The sequence below is a fragment of the Streptomyces sp. NPDC111656 genome (assembly GCF_055656965.1).
The window spans coordinates 19,094-41,604 of sequence record NZ_JBVKCA010000033.1 but is presented as its reverse complement, the minus strand read 5'-3'; the positions used below and the strand labels follow the sequence as shown (position 1 = coordinate 41,604).

Annotated in this window: 13 protein-coding genes and 2 pseudogenes; 10 read left to right on the top strand and 5 right to left on the bottom strand. The window is 68.9% G+C overall.

Annotation, left to right across the window (positions count from 1 at the left end; all coding sequences use genetic code 11):
* The first annotated feature begins 16 nt into the window (after positions 1-16).
* The 3 genes from ACZ7M3_RS48220 (at position 17) to ACZ7M3_RS48210 (ending at position 4,551) form a co-directional block, all read left to right on the top strand.
* Positions 17-2,917, top strand: coding sequence for a CHAT domain-containing protein (locus ACZ7M3_RS48220; protein WP_472072514.1), 2,901 nt, complete (start codon positions 17-19; stop codon positions 2,915-2,917).
* A gap of 210 nt (positions 2,918-3,127) precedes the next feature.
* On the top strand, positions 3,128-3,505 hold the full coding sequence (locus ACZ7M3_RS48215) for a hypothetical protein (protein WP_472072512.1): 378 nt from the start codon (positions 3,128-3,130) through the stop codon (positions 3,503-3,505).
* 266 nt (positions 3,506-3,771) lie between these two features.
* The gene (locus tag ACZ7M3_RS48210; RefSeq protein ID WP_472072510.1) at positions 3,772-4,551 is read left to right on the top strand and encodes a hypothetical protein; all 780 of its coding nucleotides are present in this window, start codon (positions 3,772-3,774) and stop codon (positions 4,549-4,551) included.
* On the opposite strand, the gene ACZ7M3_RS48205 is transcribed toward ACZ7M3_RS48210, so the two are convergent.
* The 3 genes from ACZ7M3_RS48205 to ACZ7M3_RS48195 all read right to left on the bottom strand — a co-directional run bounded on the left by ACZ7M3_RS48205 (position 4,548) and on the right by ACZ7M3_RS48195 (position 10,660).
* Positions 4,548-8,081 carry a serine/threonine-protein kinase gene (locus ACZ7M3_RS48205; protein WP_472072508.1) on the bottom strand — a complete coding sequence of 1,178 codons (3,534 nt, stop codon included), beginning with the start codon at positions 8,079-8,081 and terminating at the stop codon, positions 4,548-4,550. The genes ACZ7M3_RS48210 and ACZ7M3_RS48205 overlap by 4 nt on opposite strands.
* Before the next feature lies 1 nt (position 8,082).
* Positions 8,083-8,934 carry a serine/threonine-protein kinase gene (locus ACZ7M3_RS48200; RefSeq protein ID WP_472072506.1) on the bottom strand — a complete coding sequence of 284 codons (852 nt, stop codon included), beginning with the start codon at positions 8,932-8,934 and terminating at the stop codon, positions 8,083-8,085.
* A 1,354-nt stretch (positions 8,935-10,288) separates the two neighbouring features.
* On the bottom strand, positions 10,289-10,660 hold the full coding sequence (locus ACZ7M3_RS48195) for a hypothetical protein (RefSeq protein WP_472072504.1): 372 nt from the start codon (positions 10,658-10,660) through the stop codon (positions 10,289-10,291).
* Positions 10,661-11,826: 1,166 nt separating this feature from the next.
* Between ACZ7M3_RS48195 and ACZ7M3_RS48190 the strand changes: the two genes are divergently transcribed.
* Together ACZ7M3_RS48190 and ACZ7M3_RS48185 are read left to right on the top strand one after the other, a co-directional pair.
* The gene (locus ACZ7M3_RS48190; protein WP_472072502.1) at positions 11,827-13,665 is read left to right on the top strand and encodes a ricin-type beta-trefoil lectin domain protein; all 1,839 of its coding nucleotides are present in this window, start codon (positions 11,827-11,829) and stop codon (positions 13,663-13,665) included.
* Positions 13,666-14,094: 429 nt separating this feature from the next.
* Positions 14,095-14,796: pseudogene (locus tag ACZ7M3_RS48185) on the top strand (IS6 family transposase); the annotation flags it as partial.
* 846 nt (positions 14,797-15,642) lie between these two features.
* Here ACZ7M3_RS48185 and ACZ7M3_RS48180 read toward each other — a convergent pair.
* Both ACZ7M3_RS48180 and ACZ7M3_RS48175 read right to left on the bottom strand, forming a co-directional pair.
* Positions 15,643-18,786: a CHAT domain-containing protein gene (locus ACZ7M3_RS48180; protein WP_472072500.1), complete on the bottom strand. Its 3,144-nt coding sequence runs from the start codon at positions 18,784-18,786 to the stop codon at positions 15,643-15,645.
* 60 nt (positions 18,787-18,846) lie between these two features.
* Positions 18,847-19,656 (bottom strand): hypothetical protein, encoded by an 810-nt coding sequence (locus tag ACZ7M3_RS48175; RefSeq protein ID WP_472072498.1) that lies wholly within the window; start codon positions 19,654-19,656, stop codon positions 18,847-18,849.
* A 398-nt stretch (positions 19,657-20,054) separates the two neighbouring features.
* Between ACZ7M3_RS48175 and ACZ7M3_RS48170 the strand changes: the two genes are divergently transcribed.
* From ACZ7M3_RS48170 to ACZ7M3_RS48150, 5 genes and pseudogenes are all read left to right on the top strand, one after another.
* Positions 20,055-20,336, top strand: coding sequence for a hypothetical protein (locus ACZ7M3_RS48170; RefSeq protein ID WP_472072496.1), 282 nt, complete (start codon positions 20,055-20,057; stop codon positions 20,334-20,336).
* 22 nt (positions 20,337-20,358) lie between these two features.
* The gene (locus tag ACZ7M3_RS48165; RefSeq protein ID WP_472072494.1) at positions 20,359-20,907 is read left to right on the top strand and encodes a C39 family peptidase; all 549 of its coding nucleotides are present in this window, start codon (positions 20,359-20,361) and stop codon (positions 20,905-20,907) included.
* Complete coding sequence (locus ACZ7M3_RS48160) at positions 20,904-21,269, top strand: glutamate ligase domain-containing protein (RefSeq protein WP_472072492.1); 366 nt, start codon at positions 20,904-20,906, stop codon at positions 21,267-21,269. The genes ACZ7M3_RS48165 and ACZ7M3_RS48160 overlap by 4 nt, the downstream gene beginning before the upstream one ends.
* A 253-nt stretch (positions 21,270-21,522) precedes the next feature.
* Positions 21,523-21,903, top strand: a pseudogene (locus tag ACZ7M3_RS48155) (ISL3 family transposase); the annotation flags it as partial.
* Positions 21,904-21,959: 56 nt separating this feature from the next.
* The gene (locus tag ACZ7M3_RS48150; RefSeq protein ID WP_472072491.1) at positions 21,960-22,436 is read left to right on the top strand and encodes a hypothetical protein; all 477 of its coding nucleotides are present in this window, start codon (positions 21,960-21,962) and stop codon (positions 22,434-22,436) included.
* The last annotated feature ends 75 nt before the right edge of the window (positions 22,437-22,511 follow it).

Genomic DNA, 22,511 nt, shown 5'->3' with positions numbered 1-22,511 from the left:
GGACCAGGAGGAAGCCGTGAGTAAGTTGAAGCGCCGCAGGCTGCTCTTCATGGCCGAAGTGCATGAGAGGCGGGGCACCGACCCGTCCGACGTTCTGGCCGGGCTGCACGAACTGGCGGCCGAAGATCCGTACGATCTCGAAGTGCTGCTCACTGCCGCGGAACTGCTCTCCGACCGCGCCGGCCGCAGAACCGGCATGGCGCGGGAAGCGGATCTCGCGGCGTCGATCGCCCTGTTGCATCGCTGCGTTCCGCTGGTGCCGCCGGGCCACCACGAGCGCGGCACGGTCTTCAACAGTCTGGGGCAGCGGCTGTTCATGGTCGCACAGGGCACGGACTCCCCCGAGCCCGTGGCCGAGTCGGTGCTCGCCTTCCGCGAGGCCGTGGCGGCGACGCCGCACGGCAACAGCATGCGCCAGGTGAACCAGTTCTATCTGGTGGTCCAGCTCGGTGAGCACTTCGAGCGGAGCGGGGACCGGAACGCCCCCGCCGAGGCCGTCCAGGTGGCACGCGAGGGCTACGCCACCGTCCCGCCCGGCGAAGAGCTCCGCCCCATGTTCCGGACGGCCCTGATCACCTCGCTGCGGCATCTCGCGGGCGCCACCGCACACGTCGAACCGCTCCAGGAAGCCGTCGGTCTCGCGCGCGAGGCGTTGTCCGAGGCCATCAGCACCTCCGACCGTGCCGGGGCACAGTTCGATCTCGTCCGCGCTCTCAGGGCACTGCACGACGCGACGACGGACACGCGACTGCTGGTCGAGGCGGTCGACCTGAGCGAACAGTGCCTTGCGGCCACACCGCGGCGCGATCCCGAGTTCAACACGCGTCGGACACGTCTCGCATCCGCCGTCAGGCTGCTCGCCCAGGACCGCAGGGACCCCGACCTGATGCGCCGGGCCATCGACCTGATGCGCGCGACGATCGAGACGCCGTCAGCCGCCGACGAGCACGCCGACACTCTCATCGACCTCACTCAGTCGCTGGCTTCCCTGCACGCCATGACCAACGACCAACTCGCACTCAGTGAGGCGGAACTGACCGCCCGCACAGCCGTGGCCGCCGCGCCCGACCCCGGCCCCTGGCGCACAGAGGCACAATTCGCCCTGGCAACGATCCTGTTGTACCGCTCCAGCGTGGACGCGCGCGGCACGGACGCCGTAGCGCTGCATGAGGCGCTGGGGCTGTTCCAGCACGTGGCGGCTGCCACACCGCCCGACCACCGGGAACGTGGCGATCGCCTGTGGCATCTGGGCGTCACCCTGCGCGACCTGGCCAGGCACGGCGACGGCGACACCGCCGCGTGGCGGCGCCAGGCACGGCATGTCTTCGCCGAGGCCGCGTCCGCCGCCGGACCGCCCAACGTACGGATCAAGAGCTTCCAGCACCTGGGCGCCATGGAGGCCGCCCTCGGCGACCCGCACGCCGCACTCGCCGCCTACGAAGCCGCAGTTGCCCTGCTGCCGCAGCTCACCCCGGACTGGTTGTCCTACATGGGCAACATCATCGGACTCAGACAGATCGAGGGACTGCCGGACGGTGCCGCTGCCGCCGCACTGGAGCTCGGCAGACCGGAACGGGCCCTGGAACTTCTGGAGTTGTCGCGCGGAATCCTGCACGGCCGGACGCTGGAGGCCCGTGACCTCAGGCTGCTGCGGCACCGGTCACCCCAGCTCCATGCCGAGTTCCTGCGGCTGCGCACCGCCCTCAACGCCCGTGCCCGCGACGGGAACGACGGGAACGACGGGAACTGGGACGACCTGATGAGCCGGATCCGGAGCCTCGACGGCATGGCAGGCTTCCTGCGGGCGCCCTCCGTCCAGGCGCTGCGCCGCCACGCCGATCAGGGCCCCGTAGTGATCGTGAACATCACCGAGCGGCGCTGCGACGCACTCATCCTGCGGGCGGACGCCGAACAGCCCGTCCTGCCGGTCCCGTTGACCGGCCTGACCCAGGCCGACGTCATCGCCCACCTTCTGCGCCTGACTCGTGCCGTCTTCGCCGCCCCGAACGACCCGTCGCTGCTCACCCGTCGGGACGCCCAGCGGGACCTGGACGAGATCCTGCGCTGGCTGTGGGACCGCGTCACCGCGCCCGTGCTCGACGCGCTGGGCCTCACCGCCCCGTCCTCCGATACGCAGCCCCCGCCCCGCATCTGGTGGTGCCCCGTCGGCCTGATGGCGTACTTCCCGCTCCATGCCGCCGGCCATCACGACAGCGGCGGGAAGGCGACGGTGATGGACCGGGCCGTCTCCTCCTACACAACCACCGTGCGCGCCCTGGCCGGCCGGTTCAGTCCCCCGGCGGCCGGTACGACCCTGCACACGCTGGTCGTGGCGGTGCCCGACGCCGAGAACGCCCCCTCGCTGCCGGGCGCGGCGGCAGAGGCCGCGGCCCTCACGGAACTGCTGCCGAACGCCCTGGTCCTGTCCGGCGCGCAGGCCACGTACGAGAACGTCGTCCGCGCGCTGCCCGCCTACCCCGTCGCCCATTTCTCCTGCCACGGCCTCACCTTCTGGGAGAACCCCGCCGCCGGCATGCTGCTGCTCCACGACCACCTCACCCGACCGCTGACCGTGGAACAGCTTTCCGCCATGGAACTGCCCTACGCGGACCTCGCCTACCTGTCCGCCTGCAGCACCTCCAACACGCACCCGGACAACGCCGACGAGGCACTGCACATCACCGGGGCCTTCCAACTCGCCGGATACCGACGCGTCATCGGCACCCTCTGGCCGGTCAACGACACCACCTCGGTGGAGATCACCCGCGCGACCTACGCCGACCTCACCCACGGCGGCAGCACCCCACCCCGCACCGAACTGTCGGCCCAGGCCCTGCACCGGGCCGTACGCGCCCTGCGTGACCGGTATCCGGCCAGCCCCTCACTGTGGGCCGGGTATGTCCACGTCGGTCACTGAAGGGGTATCCGTACCCACAGCTTCACTGCCGGCCGCCCGCAGGACGGTCAGGGCCAGGTTTCCATGGGCTCCGGTACGCGCGCCACCAGCCAGAAGAGCGGTCCCATGTCGAGGAGTTCCTCGGCATGGGCGACGAGGGTCTCGGCCGCCGTGACTACGGTCGCATATCAACCCGGCAAAACAGGTGAAGGCCCATCCGAATCCGAGCACGTGATCAGCCTGACCTTCGGCGGTGTGCGATGGCCGTCGGGGCCGGTCGGCTGGTCCTTCCAGGCCAGCAACGGCAGCAGGTTCAGGGACGACCTACCGCCACCAGCGGTGGCCCGCCTCGACCAACCCCCACCTGCTGGTCAGCCAGAACACCGCGGTCGCCCCCGACCACCCGGCCATCAGCATCGGCCTTCTGAGCGGAGCCCTTCCCCCCGGGGGCTGACGCTGAGCGGTCTGCGCCAGGACCGCATCCTCAACGAGGCGTCCGATAGCGCCGACGACCTGAGGCCGATGCGCCTGTTCGGCATCACCGAGCAGCCCGCCATGCGCGACGTGACCGCCGCCCACCCCGAGCGCGCCGCCAAGCTGCCCCGGTAGCACCGAGGGCGTGGACCGCCGGCCGTCGAAGCCCGTCAGAAGGAGTATGGGCCGAAGCGTCCCCAGGCCGCCACGACCACCAGCGTCAGCAGGACAATGTTGACCGTGATCACCTGGAACTGGTGCTTTCCCTACCGTTGCTCCACAGAGTCGCCGAAAGTCGGCAAGGCCCGTTCGTCAGCGGGAACTTCAGCCGCACATCGGTCGTCTTCCTGTAGCGGCGGCCTCCCCTCCGTGGCAGGCCGGAGCTTCACGGAGGTCGAGCAATGCCCAAAACGCCCGCGGGCAGAATCGTGTACTGGTCGCAGCGACTCGTCGAAGAGGTGATCGATTCGAACGGCATTCGTGTCGACCCCCGTCTCAAGTCGGTCGTCAAGGTCGGTGCCGGTGGTGCGGGAATCGAACTGAGCGGTCACGAACGTAACAAGGTGACTCGCTTCGAGATCATGAAGAAGGTCTCGAAGAAGCTGGGTAACGAGCTTGTCTCCGATCCCGACACTCCCGGCCCTCTCCATTTCGTGCAGGGACACGGACGGGCCGATGTCACCGAGTTCCAGCGGTGGGGTCCCGTGACGGAGCACAGTCTCCGTCAAGAGACGTGCCTGGTGCATGTCAGGACGATCAGCAGGCGTGGGCGCCGCGTGGACCTGTGCCTGTTCGGCAGCCTCGGCAACCTGACGGGATACACCGCGCCGGAGGGCCCGGTCACGGGGTGGACGTCGTCCGCCGCTCCCGCGATCGAGGAACTCGTCGCCACCCGGGGAGCGAGGGTCCCCCGTTTCCACGACGACGAGTCCGTCGCGGTCGAGGCGCTGAAAGCCGCGCTGTACCAAGGCGCACACGCGGACCTGTCCGACCACCCGGGGCGCCCCGAAACCCGCGCCTACACCATCGCGGGCATCGAGTCCTGTCAGTACGCGGCCGTGATCTACAAGGACGTCACGCTCACCCCGGGCCGGTGGGATTTCCGGCACGAGCCGGAGATGAACGGCGCCGAACGCATCCTCGTGGGCGCCCCGCTGTGGCTGCGGGCCATCGGCTCCTAGGCGGTGCGCGTCACGCCGAAGTCCGCGATGGAGGCGCGAGCTTGCTCGACCCAGCGGGCGGCATTGCGGCGGTCGTGGCGCCGTGCTTGCTCCTGGAGTTCGCGCAGCGAGGCACTCACCGACGCCGTGTCTCCGCGCATGCCGTGCAACATGACCGGTGCGGACAGCGCCCGCAGGTACCGGTCGACGAGGTCGCGCCGCCCGTAGTCGACCACCAGGGTGCGGTAGGCCGCGGTCCCCCGGGCGAAGCCGCGTACGGCGGCCGCGTCACGACCGCACATCATGGCGAACGTGCCGAGCCGGAGGGCAGCCTCCCCGCACAGTTGCTCGACGCTCGTACCGGGGTGCCTGGCGGTGAGCCAGACGAGTTTGCCCGCGAGTTGCTCGAGCAGCAGGGATGCGTCGCGTCGCGCGCCCTGAGCCCCGATGTCGGAAGCCGAGCGCATGTCGCCTTCGAATGCGGCGAGTTGGGCGGGAAGACCGGCGGACGTGACGGCGAGCAACGAACGCAGGTCCCGCTGCTGGTTGCTCAGCGCCTCGAACATGAAGGCGTGCACGTCGCCGCCCCTGCGGTGTACGGGCTTAGGCGAGTCGGGCAGCCACCGGGTCGCGAAGCGGGCGGCGCGGCCGAGCGCCGGATCGTCGGTGGCCAGGCTGCCGTGCCGGGACAGCATCTGCTCCAGGGCGCGCTCGGCACCTTCGACGTCGCCGAGGCAGAGCAGTGCTGTCGCAAGCGTGCCGGTCACGCGTGAGGCTTCCGCGGCGAAGTCGCCCCGGCCCCGGGCGATCAGCGCGGAGTACTGGTCGACGGCACTGCGCGCGGCCTCGGCCGCCTCTCCGTGCATGCCGTACTGCAGCCGGGAGTTGGCCAGACGCTGGACGCTCTGTGCGAGCAGCGCCGACGGAGCGCGGATGCCGGGCGACCGAGCGAGCGCGGCATGCGCGGCCTCCTGCGCGTGCAGAGCCCGTTCGTACGCGCCGAGGTCGCCGTATGCCGCGGACAGAGTTTCCAGGGTCAGCACGTACATGCTGGCCGTCGCCGGTCGTAGAGCCGGGTCGACGTCGTCCGCCTCGCCCGGTGTCTCATCGGATGCGCGCAGGGAGTCGAGGGCCCGGCCACATGCTTCCAGCGCTTCCTGCGGCCGGCCGGTGCGCCGCAGCCACACGGCCCGGCAGCGGTGGACGGCCGCCGCCTCCGGGTCGGGCACGAGCGCGTTGTCGGCGTACTCGGGCGCGACGAGGATCTCCAGCGCCTCGGTGAGATACCGCTCGGCCTCCTCGGGCGCATCGGCGTCCAGCGCGATGTGGGCGAGCTTGGACAGCGCATGGACGAACCTGCGGCCCCAAACGGCCAAGCCGTCCATTCCTGTGAGCCGACGCCACAGGTCGAGCGAGGTGCGAGCGTGTTCAAGGCCGCGCACTGGATCCTCCAGGACCCCGACGAGATTGGCCAGGTTGTCGTGGGCTCTGGCCAGATGGTCGGCGTCAGCGGCGTCGCCCGCCAGGAGTACGGCCTGCTCCAGGTGGCGCACGGCTTCGGCGTAACTGTCGCGCGCGGCATGCACCCGGTCGGCCGCCTCCTCGTCCCGGCCGCGCAGGATCAGCGCCTCGCCAAGGCGACCGGCCAGTTGGTGGATGCCCTCCCCGCGCACCATGGCAGTCAGCACCTCGACGGCGGCGGCGGCGTGCCCCGACGCCCCTCCTTGCGCCCGCTGGACGGAGACGGCGGCACGCAGCTCACGTGCGCGCCGGTCGGCCGGCGCGCGGTCAAGGTGCCGGTTCAGGAGTGTGTCGGCCTTCCGCCACAGCTCGGCGGCGCGCTGCTCGTTGCCGCGCGTCTTCTCGACGGCGGCGAGGCTCATCAGGGTGGGTACGACGTCGAGCGGGTCGTCGGACCCCGTGAACTCCTCAGCAGAGGCCTCGTACAGCTCGACGGCCCGCGCCGACAGAGCTTCTCGAAACTGCCCGGCGCCCCGGTCGCTCAGGACGTTCGCCTCCAGCAGCAGCGCGTGGCCCAGGATGTTCCTGTCACCCGGCAGGCCCCGCGCCAGGGCCACGGCGCGCTCGGCGGTGTCGAGGGCGGCGGCCAGGTCCCCGGCGCGACGCTGGAGGCGGCACAGTGAGCCGAGGACGACCGACAGCAGATTGCGGTGATCGTCAGCCAGGTGGTCGATGAGGTCGGCGGCTGTGCGGTAGTGCGCGAGGGCACCGTCGATGTCGCCGAGCGCTTCGAGGACCCGGGCGGTCTCCGCCACGCAGCGGCCGCGCGCGTACGCCGTTTCCGGAGCGTCCTGCTGCTGCCGGGGCAGGCCGTCAAGCACTCGCCGGGCCTCCCGCAGCGCGCGCAGGTCGCCGAGCAGTTGGGCGCGCGGGCCACCGACGTCGAGCGGCCAGAAGTCCATGGCATCCCGCTCGTCGAGACCCGCGGTGCGGTAGGCGTAGTGCAGCAGTGCGCGCGGGTCGCGCCACGTTCCCCCGCCAGGGACGCGCCGTTCGTACCGCGGCCCCCTCTGGCCTGGCGCGGTCGGGGCCTGGGGAGGTGGTGCCGCCGCGACTGACTCGCCAGTCTCCTGTTCCGCGATCCGCAGGACGGCCTCGGCGATCTCGCCGAGAGGGTAGGGGCGTTCGCCGGGTTCCTTGCGGAAGCAGCGCTCCAGCAGGTCGGCCAGCGCGGGCGGCACCCGCAGCGACTTCGGGGTCAGCGGCCGTGTCCGAGCGGCTTGCAGTACCAGGCCGGCCACGGTTCCCGCGGGCCAGGTGCGCTCGCCCACCAGCAGTTCCAGGACGGTCACCGCCCAGCTCCACACGTCCGCCGGGACACCGACCCGCCGTCCCTCGGCCTGCTCGGGCGATGCGTACGCGGGTGTGCCGACGGCAGCGCCGGAGACCTGGAGGGAGGTCTCGGAGCCGGGGCGGGGCGGGTGCAGCTCCTGGCGCAGGATGCTGCGCATCAGCTCGCGCTCCTCCTCGCCGGTACCCGGCACAGCGGTGATGTACTGGACCACCGCTTCGAGTTGCAGGCGCTGCTCCTCACCCCAGGCTGGCGCCGCGGCCAGCCCGAAGTCGGTCAGCCGTACCGTGCCGTTCCCGTCGACCAACAGGTTTGCGGGCTTGACGTCCAGGTGCAGCAACCCGTTATCGTGCGCGGCCGCGAGTCCCCAGGCAGACTGGGCCGCTGCCGACAGGACACGACGCAGCGCTGCTCGTTCACCGCCCTCGTACAGCGCGCCGGAGCGGATCCGGTCGGCCAGCGAGCCGCCGGGAGCATACTCGCTGAAGACGACGACCTCGTCGCCGAGACTGCGGGCGAACCGGCAGGGCGTGATGTGCAGGTGGGCCGGCAGGTCGATCCAGCGCTGCACTTCGGCGAGGAGCCTCCCCTGGTGCGTTGGATCAGCGCGGTGCAGACGCTTGACCGCGTACTGCTCGCCGGTACGACGCGAACGGACCAGTACGACACCGGCAAACCCTCCGCTGCCCAGCGGCCGTTCCACCGTGAACTCCGCCAGGAATGTGCTGCCCGCTTCCATCTCAGCTCCCTTTGAGCGCGGCGCGCAGCGCCTCGGCGGTCTGGAAACCTCCGTCGGGTTCATCGCTGAGCGCGTGGTCGAGGACCTCGCCCAGCCCCGGCGGCAGGCTCACCCCCCGCTTGCCGACCGGCACGACGGGACTGGTAGCGACGGCCAGCCAGGGGTCCCAGCCCGGCGGCAGATCGCGGGGCGTGGAGCCGGTGAGGACGTGGTAGAGGGAGGCGGCGGTGGACCACACGTCGACCTCGGGGGTCGCGTACTTGTAGTTGATGAGCTGGGCTCTCGGCATGAAGGCGGGAGTGCCCATGACCGCGCCGGTGCGGGTCAGCCCACTGAGTCCGGCGCTGTCGTATGCCTTGGCCAGGCCGAAATCTGCGAGCTTGGCCGTGGTCCGACCGTCGGAGCCGAAAGCCAGCAGGATGTTGTGGGGCTTGATGTCGCGATGGACGAAGCCGTGCTCCTGGTGGACGTGGCCGAGCCCGGCCAGGACACCGTCGAAGAACTCCAGGGCCTGGCGCACCGGAAGCGGTCCGTCGCAGCGCACCCGGTCGGCGAGACTGCCGCCCTCGCACAACTCCATGACGAGGCAGCAGGGTTCAGCCTCCATCGGCAAGGCGCCGTTCTCCGGCCCTGTGCGCTCCACCCCCATCACGCGCACCACGTGCGGGTGATGCAGCGCCATGCAAACGCGCACCTCACGGGAGAAGCGGGCCACCTCCTCATCGGCCCCGGCGGGCGCGTGGATGACCTTGAGAGCGCGGCGCTCCCCACTCTCACTGTGAACGGCCACATACACCACGCCCATGCCACCGCGCCCCAGCTCTCCCTCCACGACCCACGCCCCGAACCGCACCCAGCATCCCTCCCCCGCCTGCCCGGCCTACACCGGCCACTGGTGAATTCAGGCTACTCGGCGGGGAGTTCGGCCGCATCGACGCCGCCATTCAGCAGCCGCTAGCCTGCTCGACTACGGCAGCACCGCCTCCTTCTCCAGTGCCCTCTACCAGGGGCGCATCCCCGAACTGCCCGAGCCGGACGCCCTGGAGAGGGAAGAAGGCAGCCGCGGCCGGGCCCGCTAGAAGTGGCGCCGCGCCACCGTCGCCGCCGCCCTCCAGCGCGGTGTGCTGCGGCCGCCGACCAGGACGAGAACGAGGACCTGGTCGGCGCCGCGGAAGCGGCCCGCATCCTCGGGCTACAGCAACGGACAGCTTCATCAGCACACTCGGGCACGGCTCCTGTCCGATCTCGAGCAGCCCGACGGGTTCGAATACCGCCGGGGCAACGTCGGCCGACCGCGCCAGCAGCGCTGGAGACGCTCCCGACTCGAGGAGCTGACCGCCCACCGGTCCGGTCCTCGACGCCCTGACAGCGCACTGAACCGCGTCGCGAGCGGGATACCGTAAGACCGCCGCAGCCTCCGGTTGAAGGGATCGACGAACTCCCGGCGGGCCAGACGCCGCACGATAGCCGATATGGAGAGGCCAGCCACCTCTCCGCCGCGAAACCGCACGGCTTCGCGGAACCGGCCATCGCCGCTTCCTGAACGCTCCCGCGGAGGCCACCCCGAGCTCCTCTCCAGGTTCCGGAGTGATCACAAGCCCAGGCAGCGCACTGCCGCCGCGCCGCCGGTGGCCTGGGACCGCGCGACGGCCTGGTCCTGGACAGTTGGGCGGCGTACTTGCTGGGCGAACTCGCGGACACCATCGACGACCGATACGACCCCGCCGGAAACGCACTCACCGGCTGGCTGGAGAGCTTTGTACGAGCGATCCACGGCCACGCCCGGGAACGCGACCAGCCCTCAACCACGGCAGAGGAAGCCCGCCGCGCCCTCACGCTGGCCACGGAATTCACCTACGAGGAGCGACCGGAGTTCCCCCGCCAGGTCCCGCGTTCCCAAACTGGGAACCCGCCTCGGCGCGAACGCCGCCGGACACGAGCCGACCGCCCGGACCGCTGACCCACGACCGGCATTCCGTCACCTGACAAGCCGCATTTCGTCGGTAGCTCACCTGAGGCACCGGGCGCAGCCACCGCAGACGCCGGGCAGCGTGGAGGGCGGGGCTGCGCACCGCCGAGCAGCCGGTCGACGGACCGGCGGGCGCCCGCCCCGTGGCGGCGGGCGCCGTACGGGGCCGGCGCCAGCCTGAAGGCACGGCTGCTGTCCGTGGTCACGCCAGTTGCGGCACCCCGTGGGAGCGCGCGGGCTACCGGCCGGTGTCCTGGTACGGGGAGGCGCAGTAGTCGACGCTGTCAATGACCACGCACGCCGTGAAGAGGATGATCGGATTGCTCTGGATGTCGGTGGTTTCGCTGCAGGTGCCGTTGTAGTTCGTCAGCGTCTGAAGGTTTCCGACCTTGCGGTAGTAGCGGACGGCGACGCCGTAGCCGTCCGGATAGACGTCGCAGACCCTGACGGCGCCGTTCGCACCGTAGGACACGGCCTTCGCGCGGGTGTGAGCGCCGTAGGCGACGATGGAGGTGCGGTCGGCGGCGTGCGCCGGTCCCGAAAGCGCCAGTGCGCCCAGCAGAGCCGCGCCGGCGGTCAGTGCGCGCCCTGTCTTCCGATACCTGGTCATGATCTTTCCCTTCTCGTCGGCCCGTCGGGCCTGAGGGTCCCCCGTGGCGTGTGCCGTCGGGCTGGGCGGGGCCGGTGGAGGTCCTGCCGGGCATCGAGCTTTCCGGCCGCGGCTTTGTCTGGCAGCCCCCTGCTGCTACTTCGGACATCCCGTAGCGTCGCGTCGGAGCGAGGCTGCCGTTGACCAGGACACCGGGGAGCGTGTCGCCATCTATGCCGTCTGGCCGGGACTTGCACAGTGCGCCAGGCCGGGTGTCGGAGCTCATGAGTGCCTCCTGCCGCGGTCGCTACGGTTTCCCCCTGAGAGGGCGGCGAGCCCCCGGAGTGTGACACCGACGCCCCGGAGGTGACCCACATCTCACTGCTCGACAGTGCGTGGTCCGCACATGGACGCAGTCGGCACCCAGGCAAGGAGCTGGGTGAGGCAGTTCAGGTGTCCTTGGACAGCAAGGCCAGTCGTCCGCTGCGAGCTGACCTGCGGCGACTAAGTTGGTTGGCAAGGGCCTCAGCAGCGCGTGCCTCGTACCGGGCGAAGTGCTCTCTGCTCCGTGGGCATCCTGCCGGTCGGCTGCGCGCCGCGCCCGGCCGTGCAACCCACCCTTGTACTCCAGAAGGCCGCCGCTTCACTGTTCCCCCTTTGCCTCTTCTCTCCACACAGCCCGGATTAAGGACAACATCGGCTTGCCTTGTGGGAGTTCGGCCTGATGCGGCGTATCGCTAGGACGGGGCGCCTTCCCGGGACGATCCGGGGCCGTGGCGCCGAGCCGCTGCGCCGAGTGCACGTGCGAACTTCGCGGTGCCATTCGCACTGGCCAGGCGCCTGACGGCTGTCACGGGACGCGGGGTGCGGGGGAGGGGCCGGAAATCGACGGGGCTCTGAACCGCTGAGCTCGATCTTCCGTCTCCTCTGACCGACGGGCCGGTGACCGCTCGTTCGACGGTCCGTGCACCACCCGCTCGACAGCGGACCAGGGGCGGGCCCGGTCCCGCTTTGCTGCCGGTACGGCAGCACGGTGCCGCCACGTGGAGTCGGCGGCCTCGGCAGTTCCCCCGGACCGGATCGGCCTGGGGCCAACGGGAGAGGCTTGATCGTTGAGTAGAGACAACCGCCTGAAGGCTTCTGGGGCCTTAGGGGCAAAGCGGCGGTCACGACGATGGATCATCGCCGTGACCGCCGCCTTGGGCGGACTTGCGGCAATGCTGGCCGTGCCGCTGACGGCCACGTCGGCGCACGCCGTGAGTCGTGACGGCAGTTCATCGTTCGCGACATACAACATGCACGGCTCGGACGACGGTGCGAGGTGGACTTCGGAGATCAACCGCCTGGTCGCCAGCTACCCGGTGGTGATGCTGCAGGAGGCCGGCAGCGGGCCGCCTCCGGCGGTGGACGACCACCGGACCAATTACCGGTCCATGCGGATCGTTCCGAACCGCAGCCCCCAGCCCAGCAGCTACACGATCTCGACCTGGGCGGGCGGCCCGAACCACCAGAACCGCTACGTGTACTACCTGCAGACCGACCCCCGCAGGATCAGCGCCACGAATGAGGACACCTGGGACGGCGGCCAGATGAACCTGGCCACGGTCACTGACACCCGGGCCGATGAGGTCCGCGTCCTGGAGAACGCGTACTACGACCCGGACCCGAACGCCCCCAACAACCGTTACCGGGCACGCCCGTTGCTCGGTCTGCTGTTCGGGAACACCTGGTACTGGAACACGCACGCCCGCGGCGAGGACGTGACCGGGGACGCAACCCATACCGGACTGCTCGACCGGGTCCGCGAATTCATGGCCACGAACGACCAGCGCGGCCGGAACTGGGTCCTGGGGGGTGACTACAACGTGAACATCCTCAACCGCAGCAACGCCGAGGCCCGTGACCAGTCGCTGCACCTGCGCACCAACGAGAACCTGCTGCGCACCGGTCAGCCGACGTACATCGCCGGCAACAGGCCGAGCGAGCTGGACTACGCGGTCGCGAGCGGTCTGCCCGGCGGCTTCACCGCGACCCGCGCGGACGGTGCCGGATCCGACCACGTGGCCGTGGGCTTCTCGCGGACGACACCGCCCGTCGCGCCCAACGGACCGTCGCACCCCTACGCCACCACGGTGGGCACCCCCAACGGCAATGTGGTGCAGGAGAACGCGAACGGCACGATGGAGATCGCCGCTCCCAACAACGGCGGCGCCCAGCTCTATCGCGAGTACACCGACGGCGAAGCCCTCACCCACTCCCTGCGGAACTCCGTCTCGAAACTCTGCATCGCCGCCCCCACGGGTACCCGCAGGGACACGTCATCGCAGGCCGTCACCGCTGACTGCTCCGACCCGCGGTCACAGTGGACGACCAGCCACCTGGAGGACGACCCGGGGTGGAACGGCGACAGCGGCGGACCGCAGCGCTGGCAGAACGTGGCCTTCCCCGGGATGTGCCTGACCCCGTCCAACAAGCAGGTGACCTTGGAACCGTGCACGGAGGACGTCGCCCAGCGGTGGTGGACCAACCCCGCCGCGCTGCCTAAGGACTGGCCGACGACCACCGGCAACGTACGCCTTGAAGACCTGGCGAACGGCAGCCGCCTGCGCCGGTCAGGATCGGTTCCCGGCACCGGGGTCATCACCCAGCCCACTCCGCCCTGGTGGTGGTGGGTCTACTGGCTGAGGTATGAGCAGGTCGACTTCGGCTGGAACATCCAGCGGATCGACTCGGCCGACAACCTGGTGCGCCTGCAGAGCATGGACGGCGACAACCGGTGCCTGGGCGTCCGTGACGAGCACGCCAACTCGGAGACGGATGCGGTGCTTCGGACGTGTGACGACCCGCGCGGCGTCGACGGGGCCGGTCAGCGCTGGCTGTCCGAGACCTACGCGGATGGCACCGTCCGCTACCGCAACGAGGCCAACCACCTGTGCCTCATGGCCCCCAGCGCCGGCTCGGGCAGGGTCAGGCTCTACTCGTGCAACGACATCCGCGCCGAACGCTGGAGCGTGGTGAACCCCTGAACCCGTGAATCCCACCGGGCGGCCCGGGCCGCCCGGTTCCCCCGCGGGTCCGCTCCGCGCTGACCGGCTAGGCAAGTCCCGTCCGGCGCTTCACGAGGGTCGTTACGGATTCCTCCAAGAGCTGGACAAGGACCATGACCGCGTTTCCGCCGCGGGCCTCCGTCTCCCGGACCAGTTTCTGGGCGGACCTGTCCGCTCCCAGCCGGTACGGTCATCAACACCCCCAGCGTGCTCACCCCACACGACTGGGTTCACTGTCATGGAAGCCGAAACGGCTGGGTTCGCTGTCAAACGACTCGATTGGATGGCAGGGGACATCAGGCCTACAGCCGCCCGCCCCCGCTGAGCCCACGCGGGCATTCCGTCGGCGTCGTCAACTTGGCTGAGATCTGGGATGACCTTGGGGATGTGATCGCGGGGAGGGCAGTCTTGGACGCGGGGTCGCCGTCGTATAAGGGGTTCCGGTACCCGGCGGAGATCATCGCCTACTGCGTGTGGCTGTATCACCGCTTCCCGCTGAGCTTCCGCGAGGTTGAGGAACTCATGCTCGCCCGCGGCGTGATCGTCTCCTACGAGACGATCCGCCAGTGGTGCGCCAAGTTCGGACCCGCGTACGCGGCCGGGCTGCGCCGCCGAAAGCCCCGGGTCGGTGACAAGTGGCACCTGGACGAGGTGTTCGTAAAGATCAACGGCGAGCGGCGGTACCTGTGGCGCGCGGTCGACCAGGACGGCAACGTGCTGGACGTCCTTGTCCAGAGCAGGCGCGACGCCAAGGCCGCCAGGCGGTTCATGGCCAAGCTGATGAAGAAGCAGTGCCGGGTGCCGCGGGCGCTGGTCACCGACAAGCTCCGCAGCTACGGCGTCGCCCACCGCGAGCTGATGCGCTCCGTCGAGCATCGGCAGTCCAAGTACCTGAACAACCGGGCGGAGAACTCCCACCAGCCGACCCGCCAGCGCGAACGCGCCATGAAGGGCTTCCGCTCACCCGCCAGCGCCCAGAAATTCCTCTCGGTGTTCAGCGCCGTCTCGCCACACTTCCGGCCCCGCCGCCACCTTCTGACCGCCCCCGACTACCGCGCCGAGATGACCATCCGCTTCACGATCTGGAACAAGATCACAGGCGTACCTGCGGCACCCTCACCACAGCACCAGCCGACGGCTCCATTCGCCCCGTCAGCCCCAACACACTCCGAACCCCACCAAGTTGACAAGACCATCCCGATGGCCGTTGACACACAACCAGTACGGTCGCCTACCTCCCGGGGGGCAGCTCTTCCACGGACGCGGCAAGTACGGCGGGTTCAGCCGCGCCTCGCAAGTCGATGCGGTGCAGCAGCGAGGGCAGGTCCGCCCTGCCGCGGCGCAGGAGCCCACGCCGCCGCACGGTGGCCGCGACGATGATCTCAGCGGTGACGAGGCGAGTCGGTGGGCTCTGCACGAGCAGCGCAAACTGGACGTCTCCCATGAGCGGCTGGTTGCGCACCGATTTCAGATGCCATTCCGGGTCGCTCTGTCCTCGACCAATCGCGACGATGTACTGCTCCTGACGGTCGGCTGCGGGAGCATACTCCACTGCGGGTTCGACGACCACAAGTGGCACGCTGACGGTGAACCGGAAGTTCGGCGGTACCGGCACGGCGGAGGTCGACGGAGAGAGGGACAGCGCAATGGGGTGCGGCTCGCCGTCCGTGCAGCCGAGCCGTACGCCAATCCGTGAGTCCACGAACGGCTCCGACATCCCCTCCGGCGGAGGGCGGTAGCCGCAGAAGAAGGCCAGGACGAAGTAGTCAAAGGGTGTCGCGTCGCCCCGGGACGGCGTGGGGAAGCCGCCCGCGTCGGCCACCTGGTCCCGGGTGAGACGAGCGACGAACGGAGCGCTCACGGTGAGGCGACTGCGGATCCTGTCTTCCACGGAGGGACTTTGGAGGGTTGCCGGAACAATGAGGTCGACTGCGTGCTCTGGTAGTTGGGCGGGAATTATGATGTCCACTGAGGCACCCTTTCTCCTATGGGGCGCCAGGCGCCCGAGTACGCGAACGTGCCCCAATCCCGGTACTGGGGAAACGCCCCACGGGTGGATTTCTGGGCGTGCCGGAAGGCGGATCGGGCGTCACCTTGGTGCGGCACTGCTTGATAGAGGGCGCTGAAGAAGTGGGTGGCGACCGGCACGCGTACGGGCCACAGGCATCCGACGACGGCATCGGCACCGGCGATCAGGAATGCCGCGGTCAGTCCCCGCACTTCGTCCACCAGGTCAAACCGCCCCAGCGCGGACTCGCATGCGCTGAGCGTGACCAACTCGACGCCGCGCAAATCCATGTTGAGGACCTCGTGTGCGAACAGTCGTCCTTCCGTCTCTCTGTCTGGAGGGTTCAGGTAGAGGCACTGGAACGACGGCGCGGCCTGGTCAAGGGAGCCGTGCGCGGCAATGTGCAGATATCGGGCGCCGGGAGCGCGGGCGATGAATGTCTTTGCAGTCGCCTCCGGGCCGGTGAGCGCGGTGCCCGCAGCGGCGCGGGCCACCGCGCGCGCGTGCTCCTCCAGCGCCGGTTCTGCCTGCAGCTCCCAAGCAGCGCCACCCAGCGCCGCCCCCACGGTCAGCAGGTCGCTCCCCCGCGGGCGAGCGGTGGTCTCGGCATCGGCACGAAGGACCCTGACACTGCTCAGGCTCGGCACGGAGGTGACGGTCCACGTATCCGCAAGCGGCCGGCCTTCGAGATGCAGAAGGGAGAATGGCAGGTAGTGGAACGGCCCATGGCCCCAGAAACATAGGTGCGTTTTCCCGCTGTGCCGGAGTTCCGGGAGAACGTCGGCGATCTCTCCGAAAAGCCGCTCGAAATTCAGGTGGTCCTCCGCTTCCCGGGCCACTGGGCGGTGCAGTGGATCGGTGAGGACCTGGGTCCGCAGATGGAAGCCGATCTGCGCAAGCGGGTGCATCAGATGGCTGTAGCCCTCCGAACTGATCCTGACCAGTCCGGCCCTCAGTCCGGAGAAGGGAACGACGTCCATGTGAAACGACTCGTGGGTGATGGCGAGTACATACAGAGCGAGGCCCGCGTCCGGTAGATCGGCCTGCGAACTACCGCCGGGCTCCATTCCCATGAACATGTTCACGAGTACGGTCTCCGGCCCCAGCACTCCCCGGAGGTCCTCGAACGGCGTAAGGGACATGACCGGATCGCTGCGGCTCGACAGCGCGTGGAGCGCGAGACAACTCTCGCGGTCGTACGTACGCCGCAGATTGTCCAGGTACTGGGCCTTGGAGTCGCCCGGGCTGTTCTCCTGTGAACCCGTGTAGCAGAGCAGTTGCAGGTCTTCGACGGCTGCGTCCAGTCGCGGCGGCACCGGGCTGGTCCCTGACTTCTCCAGCTCCGCGATCCGGTTCAGGGTGGAGTCGAGGAGGGGGTGGCGCGGGCGCGGGCCGGGGGCATGGAGTGCGGCGGCGGTGTGGAATCCCTTGGCGGCCGTGATCAGGGACCACAGCAGTTCGGCGTCGAAGCGTTCGCTGACCAGTCCTGACACCAGGCGCTGGCCGGCGAAATTGAGGGCCACCGCGGCTTCCTCGTCGACCGATGTCGGCAGTACCTGAACCAACCGGAAGCTCAGCATCTCCGCCGCCATACGCATGGCGCTTCCGCCTGCCTCCGTGGCGCAGTCCACCATCATGTCCAGTTCGTGCAGCGCCGGATCGACGAGGTGGAGGCGGGAGTAGTACCTGATCGCTCGCGCACGCGCCTCTACGGCGGGGAGGGCCTCCCCTCTCTCCTCGTACATGGCGCCCGCATGAGCGCAGACGTTCGCAGCCAGGTGGACAACTGCCTGCAGGTCAAGGTCGGCATGGTCTACCTCAAGCGCTTCGGCGCGCTCGATGAGCTGCATCGCCCTGAAGCTGTCATGGCGCTCGTACAGGTGCGCCGCCATGTGGAACAGCTCGGCGGCTCGATGCTTCGGCGAGTGCTCACCAAGGCTTTCGGGGACTTCACGTTCGTCGGGATCCTGGATTGAGTCACCGGGTGCAGGACACTCCCGGACATCGTCTTCAAGCACGTGAATCTGTGCGTTCCAGAGCCCGCGCTGGGCCACCGCTCGGGGGGAATGCGCGGCATTTTCCTGTACTCCGGCAATGAGCTGCCGGAGGAGGCCCCGCTCGCCCCGTTCCGTGAGGAGACGCAGAGCCTGATCAAGTATGGCCATCGCGTGTTGGTCTCCGTAGCGGACCGGCAGTCCCGCCACGGGAAGCGGGAAGAGATCGGCCAAGGAGCGCACCGGGGGCGCCGCACCATGTGAGGCGAGGACCCGCTGCAACTGCAGGCGGGCGTGCGGCTCGGCCTCCGGGTCGAGGAGATGGAGGGCGTCCCTGCTGTACTGGAGCTTCACGTCATCGATCCACGCCGCACGGTCCGGCTGGGGCGCGGCGGCCTGAACCAGGTTTAACGCCTCGACTGCGGCATTGATACAGCGTCCCTTGACATGGCCTTCGCTGATGTCCACTGCCTCATGGAGGTATGTGAGTGCCTCCATGGCGCAGTCCAGGGCGGGCGGCATGGACTCGCCCTGCTCGGGAGACCGCCGGTCTGCGATGAGCACATTCCTGCGCCAGTGCCTGGTCTCCTGACGCTCCCTCATGCCCAGGGACGCCGCCGTGTCCAGCGCAACGGCTGAGTGCGGATGGACACGCAAAATTCCGGCCGCGAAGAGAGTCTCCGCCAGTTCCACGACATCGCCGTCCGCACGGAGGAGTGCGATCTGCTGGTCCACGACGTCGCAGGCCAGGCGAAAGCGCCCGGCATCCGGCTCGGCCGCAAGACAGAGGCGGGCCGCGTCCACCAGCGCGTCAGCCGCAGACCACCACGGGCTCGACCGCGTCCGTCCCCAACGGATCTCCGATGCCTCCAAGGCCAGGCGGGCGTACAAGTAGGCATCGCGCGGGCGCCTTGCTCTCATCGCCTCGCGAGAAGCCCCGGCCGTCTGCTCTGCCATTTCCTGGGAGAAAGCCCACTGCGGAGAACGGACCCGCTCGACGGCAACGGCCTCCGAGACGTGTCGCTCCTGGATATCGAGGACGAGTCGGACGACTTGCCGCGCCACGGAATCCTGCGAAGACCGACTGTTCCTCGGCACGCTGACAACTCCTTCTCCACGGCTCGGCTCGGCCCGGCTCCCTGCTCGTGAAGTCCCCGGCTATCCGTCGTAGTTGAATCCGTCGGGATCACGTGCGACGCGGACGACGAGCCGGCTGGAGGTGTGCCGACGGAAGGCTCCGCCCAGCTGTAAACCCTGCTGCTGCACCTTGGCGGCAAGCTCCGGGGTGAATCCGAAGTCCTTGGACGACTCCATGACTGCCGAAGCCTGCGACATCGTGCTGTCCACCAGCGTCCTCACCATGTCGCGGATCACCGGCTCGGTCGCCAGCAAGGGGTGCGCCAGGGGATCGGCCCCCTCCCCCTGCACCGATGGGCCGAGACCTCCTTGCCACCGGTAGGCGACACGGGCCTGCTTCCGCCACGAGAAATCGGTTCCGGCCGTTCCCTGTCCGATGGGAAGGCCGGTCTGGGTCACCAGGGGCAGCCCGAGCGCCAGCTGCAGCTCGTGTTCACTGGCGGTGTCCGCGGCCTCGATCTCGATGAAACCGGCGCCGGCTGTCCGAAAGAGGACGGCCAGCTCCTCCACCCGGCCGCGGAGCAGATAGCCGTGGACGTTATGCAGCGGGTAGTAGCTGGCGTGATCGTGAGGATGGGCGGCGTAGACCGTGCCGCTGACCGGGTGTCCGTCCGGGAAGTTGAAGACCTCCTTCGCCGCCTGCACCGTGACCATGGTGATGCCGAGAGACCGCCGCCGGTGCCATTGCCAGCCGGCGACGGGCAGGCCGACGGCCGGCACCAGCGAGGTGGCGGCAATCGCCCAGTCCTTACCGGTCATGTCCTTCAAGGAGATGCCAGCCTCGACCGCCAGCAACTTGCGACGCTCGTACGAGACCTCATCCAGATTCAACGGATCTCCCCTCTCCGGGGTCCCGGCGGCCCCAGTTTGTGGCGCCCCGACCCCGCCCGGCCCAGCGACGCTATCCGGACAACCGACTGGTTGTCAGGAGCGCACGAGGGGGCGCGCTCTCATACCCCGGGGCGCTCGAAAGCGTCACTACCAAGGGGCCCGTTCTTTCATGCCCGCGGCCGCACCCATACCTCTTTCCAGATGATCAGCCGCCGCACACCTCGAACGAAATCCGGTTTGCCACAACGCACTCATATGTCCTGGGACCTGTTGCACTGGTGCCCAGAAGCATCGGCCGCGGCCTTGGACGATTCCCCCATCGTGGTCATCTGGCACTTCCAACTCGAAGACGGAAGAGCTGCGACTTCGCGGTTCCGTGGGCACTGACTGCGGTCAGCATGCGCTACGCCTGCATCCTGTGGGAGGCGCTGGACTGTCGGGGAGCGATCCGCGTCGACTTCATGGTCACCAGCGCCGGCGCGGCGTATGCGCTCGAGATCAACCCCACGCCAGGCATGTCTCGAGAAGCCAACTTCATCACCGGCGCGGGACTGGTGGGATTGAGCCATACCGATGTGGTGCGGGCGTATCTCCACGAGGCGCTGACCCGGCCCGCATACGATGTTCCCCTGCCCGTGCCCGTCTTCACCGGAACGCCGGAACCGCGGGACGCTGCCTAGTCCCCAGGGGAGAGCACTGCCTGTGTCCGTGATCCACCAGGTTCCCATGTGCCGACAACTCATTCCGGCAGAGGAATGGGAACAGCAAGGCGGCTGGGCACTCGGCGACCGCCTTGAATGGTCCGACCGCGCATGCGGCATGGCGGCGCTCCGCATGATCCTGCTCGCCTACACGGGCGCCTCGCCCAGCGTGACCGAGCTGCTCAAGCTCGGCGAGAAGCGCGGCGCCCGTGTAGAACGTGGTTGGGTTCATGCAGCCATCGCTAACCTCGCACGAGAGTTCGGTGTCGTCGGCGAGGCGCAGCCGGTTCCGGTGGAGAAGCTGGGGCAGCGTCTCGCCGACGCCCCGATGATCATCTCGGTGAGCGAGCAGTTCCCAGAGAACGGCCGCCGCGGCGGGCACCTGGTCGTCGCACGCGGCTACGAGACCGAAGCGGTGCCGACGGTGCACTTCCGGGACCCGTCGCGCTGGGGGCAAACCCACGACCGGCTGCCACTCAGCCGCGTAGCCGCTTCGTACTCCGGCCGTGCGATCACCTTCGAGCCCCTGGCAAGGCGGGGGGAGGCGTGAGCGACCAGGTCGGGACAAAGGCACTGCCCGTAGACGGGCGCAGGATCGCTGTCCTCGGCGAGATGCTGGAACTGGGCGACGAAGCAGCGAAAGCCCACTGGGACGTCGGCCAGATGGCCGGCCAGTACGGCGCCGACGTCGTGGTCGCGGTGGGCGGAGAGATGGCCAAACAACTCGCCCTCGGTGCTGCGGACACTGGCGTGGACGTCGCCATCGTCAGGGACAACGAGACCGCGACCGACCTCCTGAAGAAGCTGCTGCAGCCCGGCGACGTGGTCATCGTCAAGGGCTCCCGGGGTGGCATGCGCTGGCAGATCGCCCAGGCCCTCACCAACCAGGAGATCACTGGCATTCTGAGCTGAGCCGCTCCCAGGGGAAAAGACAAGGCACGGGCGTTGACGTCGGGGCTGACCGGGCCGGAGTGTGTTCGTCGACGACCACGCCGAGTACCACCGCTGGTGCAGGGCCTCGGGTTCCGTAGCATCCACCGCCACGACGGCTCCCGAGGCCACTCGCGTTGAAACTCTCGGCGGCGGCGTTGTCCGCCGAGCTGCCGACGGCGCTCATGGACTGCCGGACACCGGCCTGAGCGCAGGCGGCGGCGAATGCCCTGTTCGCACGGTCGCCGGCTGGATCCTCCGGCACCCCGAGTCCCTCTCCGAGGGCGAACAGCTCCGGATGAAGGCCGTCCTGGCCCACTGCCCCGAACTGGAAGCCCTCACCAGACATGTCCGTTCGTTCGCTCAGATCCTCACCGAGCGACAGGGCCAACGGCTGCCCGAGTGGCTCGATGCCGTCCGCCAAGATGACCTGCCCGGTCTCCACATCCTCGCCGCGGGCATCGACCGCGACCGTGACACCGTCGTCGCCGGCCTCACCCTGCCCTGGAGCTCCGGAGTCGTGGAAGGGCACGTCAACCGCATCAAGATGCTCAAGCGCCAGATGTTCGGCAGCGCCGGCTTCAACCTCCTCCGGAAGCGCGTTCTCTTGGCGTGATGAGCGCCGGGAGAAATTGCTAGGCGGGCTGAACCGCCCCAGGCGAGAATGACGCGGTGTTGATCGTGAATGCCGTCCTGGAAACCCCAGACACCGTTGGCTTTTCTTTCTGGCCGGTGGCTGACCTGCCTCCGTACCAGTTCATGGCTCTGTCGAGCAGCATGTCCCCGCTCGAAGTCGGCAGCGCGCTGGCCATGCTGGCTGACTACAACTCGCGGACAGGTGACGAGGATCGCCCTTTGATGGACGCCAGCGAGGCGATTCGCCGCCTGCTGGAGACAGACAAAGTCATCGCACCAGGAGGGCTGCGCGTCCACGACACCCGTACCAACGTCACCGTCCAGCCAGGATGTTGTTGTGGGCTGGAGGACTGGCGCGAGTGGCTCGACGTCGCAGACGGAGAGACCCTGTGGCTCGGCCATGACCCTTCACCAAGGCTTGAGCATGCCGATGAGATCATGCAGCTGTGGCCGGACAGCGTAGACGCTCAAAAAAACTCCTTCCGGGCAGCCCATCGAGATCGTGGTGGGTGACCTACCGGGGATCCTGCATACCGTGCAGGAGGGACTGCAAGGCTTTCTCACTCTGACCAAGCAGTGGGCCACTCG

What these genes read in the sequence shown, in the direction of transcription:
- ACZ7M3_RS48210 (WP_472072510.1), top strand. Translation starts at nt 3,772, where the DNA reads ATGCCCAAAACGCCCGCGGGCAGAATCGTGTACTGGTCGCAGCGACTC.
- ACZ7M3_RS48205 (WP_472072508.1), bottom strand. Translation starts at nt 8,081, where the DNA reads ATGGAAGCGGGCAGCACATTCCTGGCGGAGTTCACGGTGGAACGGCCG.
- ACZ7M3_RS48195 (WP_472072504.1), bottom strand. Translation starts at nt 10,660, where the DNA reads ATGACCAGGTATCGGAAGACAGGGCGCGCACTGACCGCCGGCGCGGCT.
- ACZ7M3_RS48170 (WP_472072496.1), top strand. Translation starts at nt 20,055, where the DNA reads ATGCGCTACGCCTGCATCCTGTGGGAGGCGCTGGACTGTCGGGGAGCG.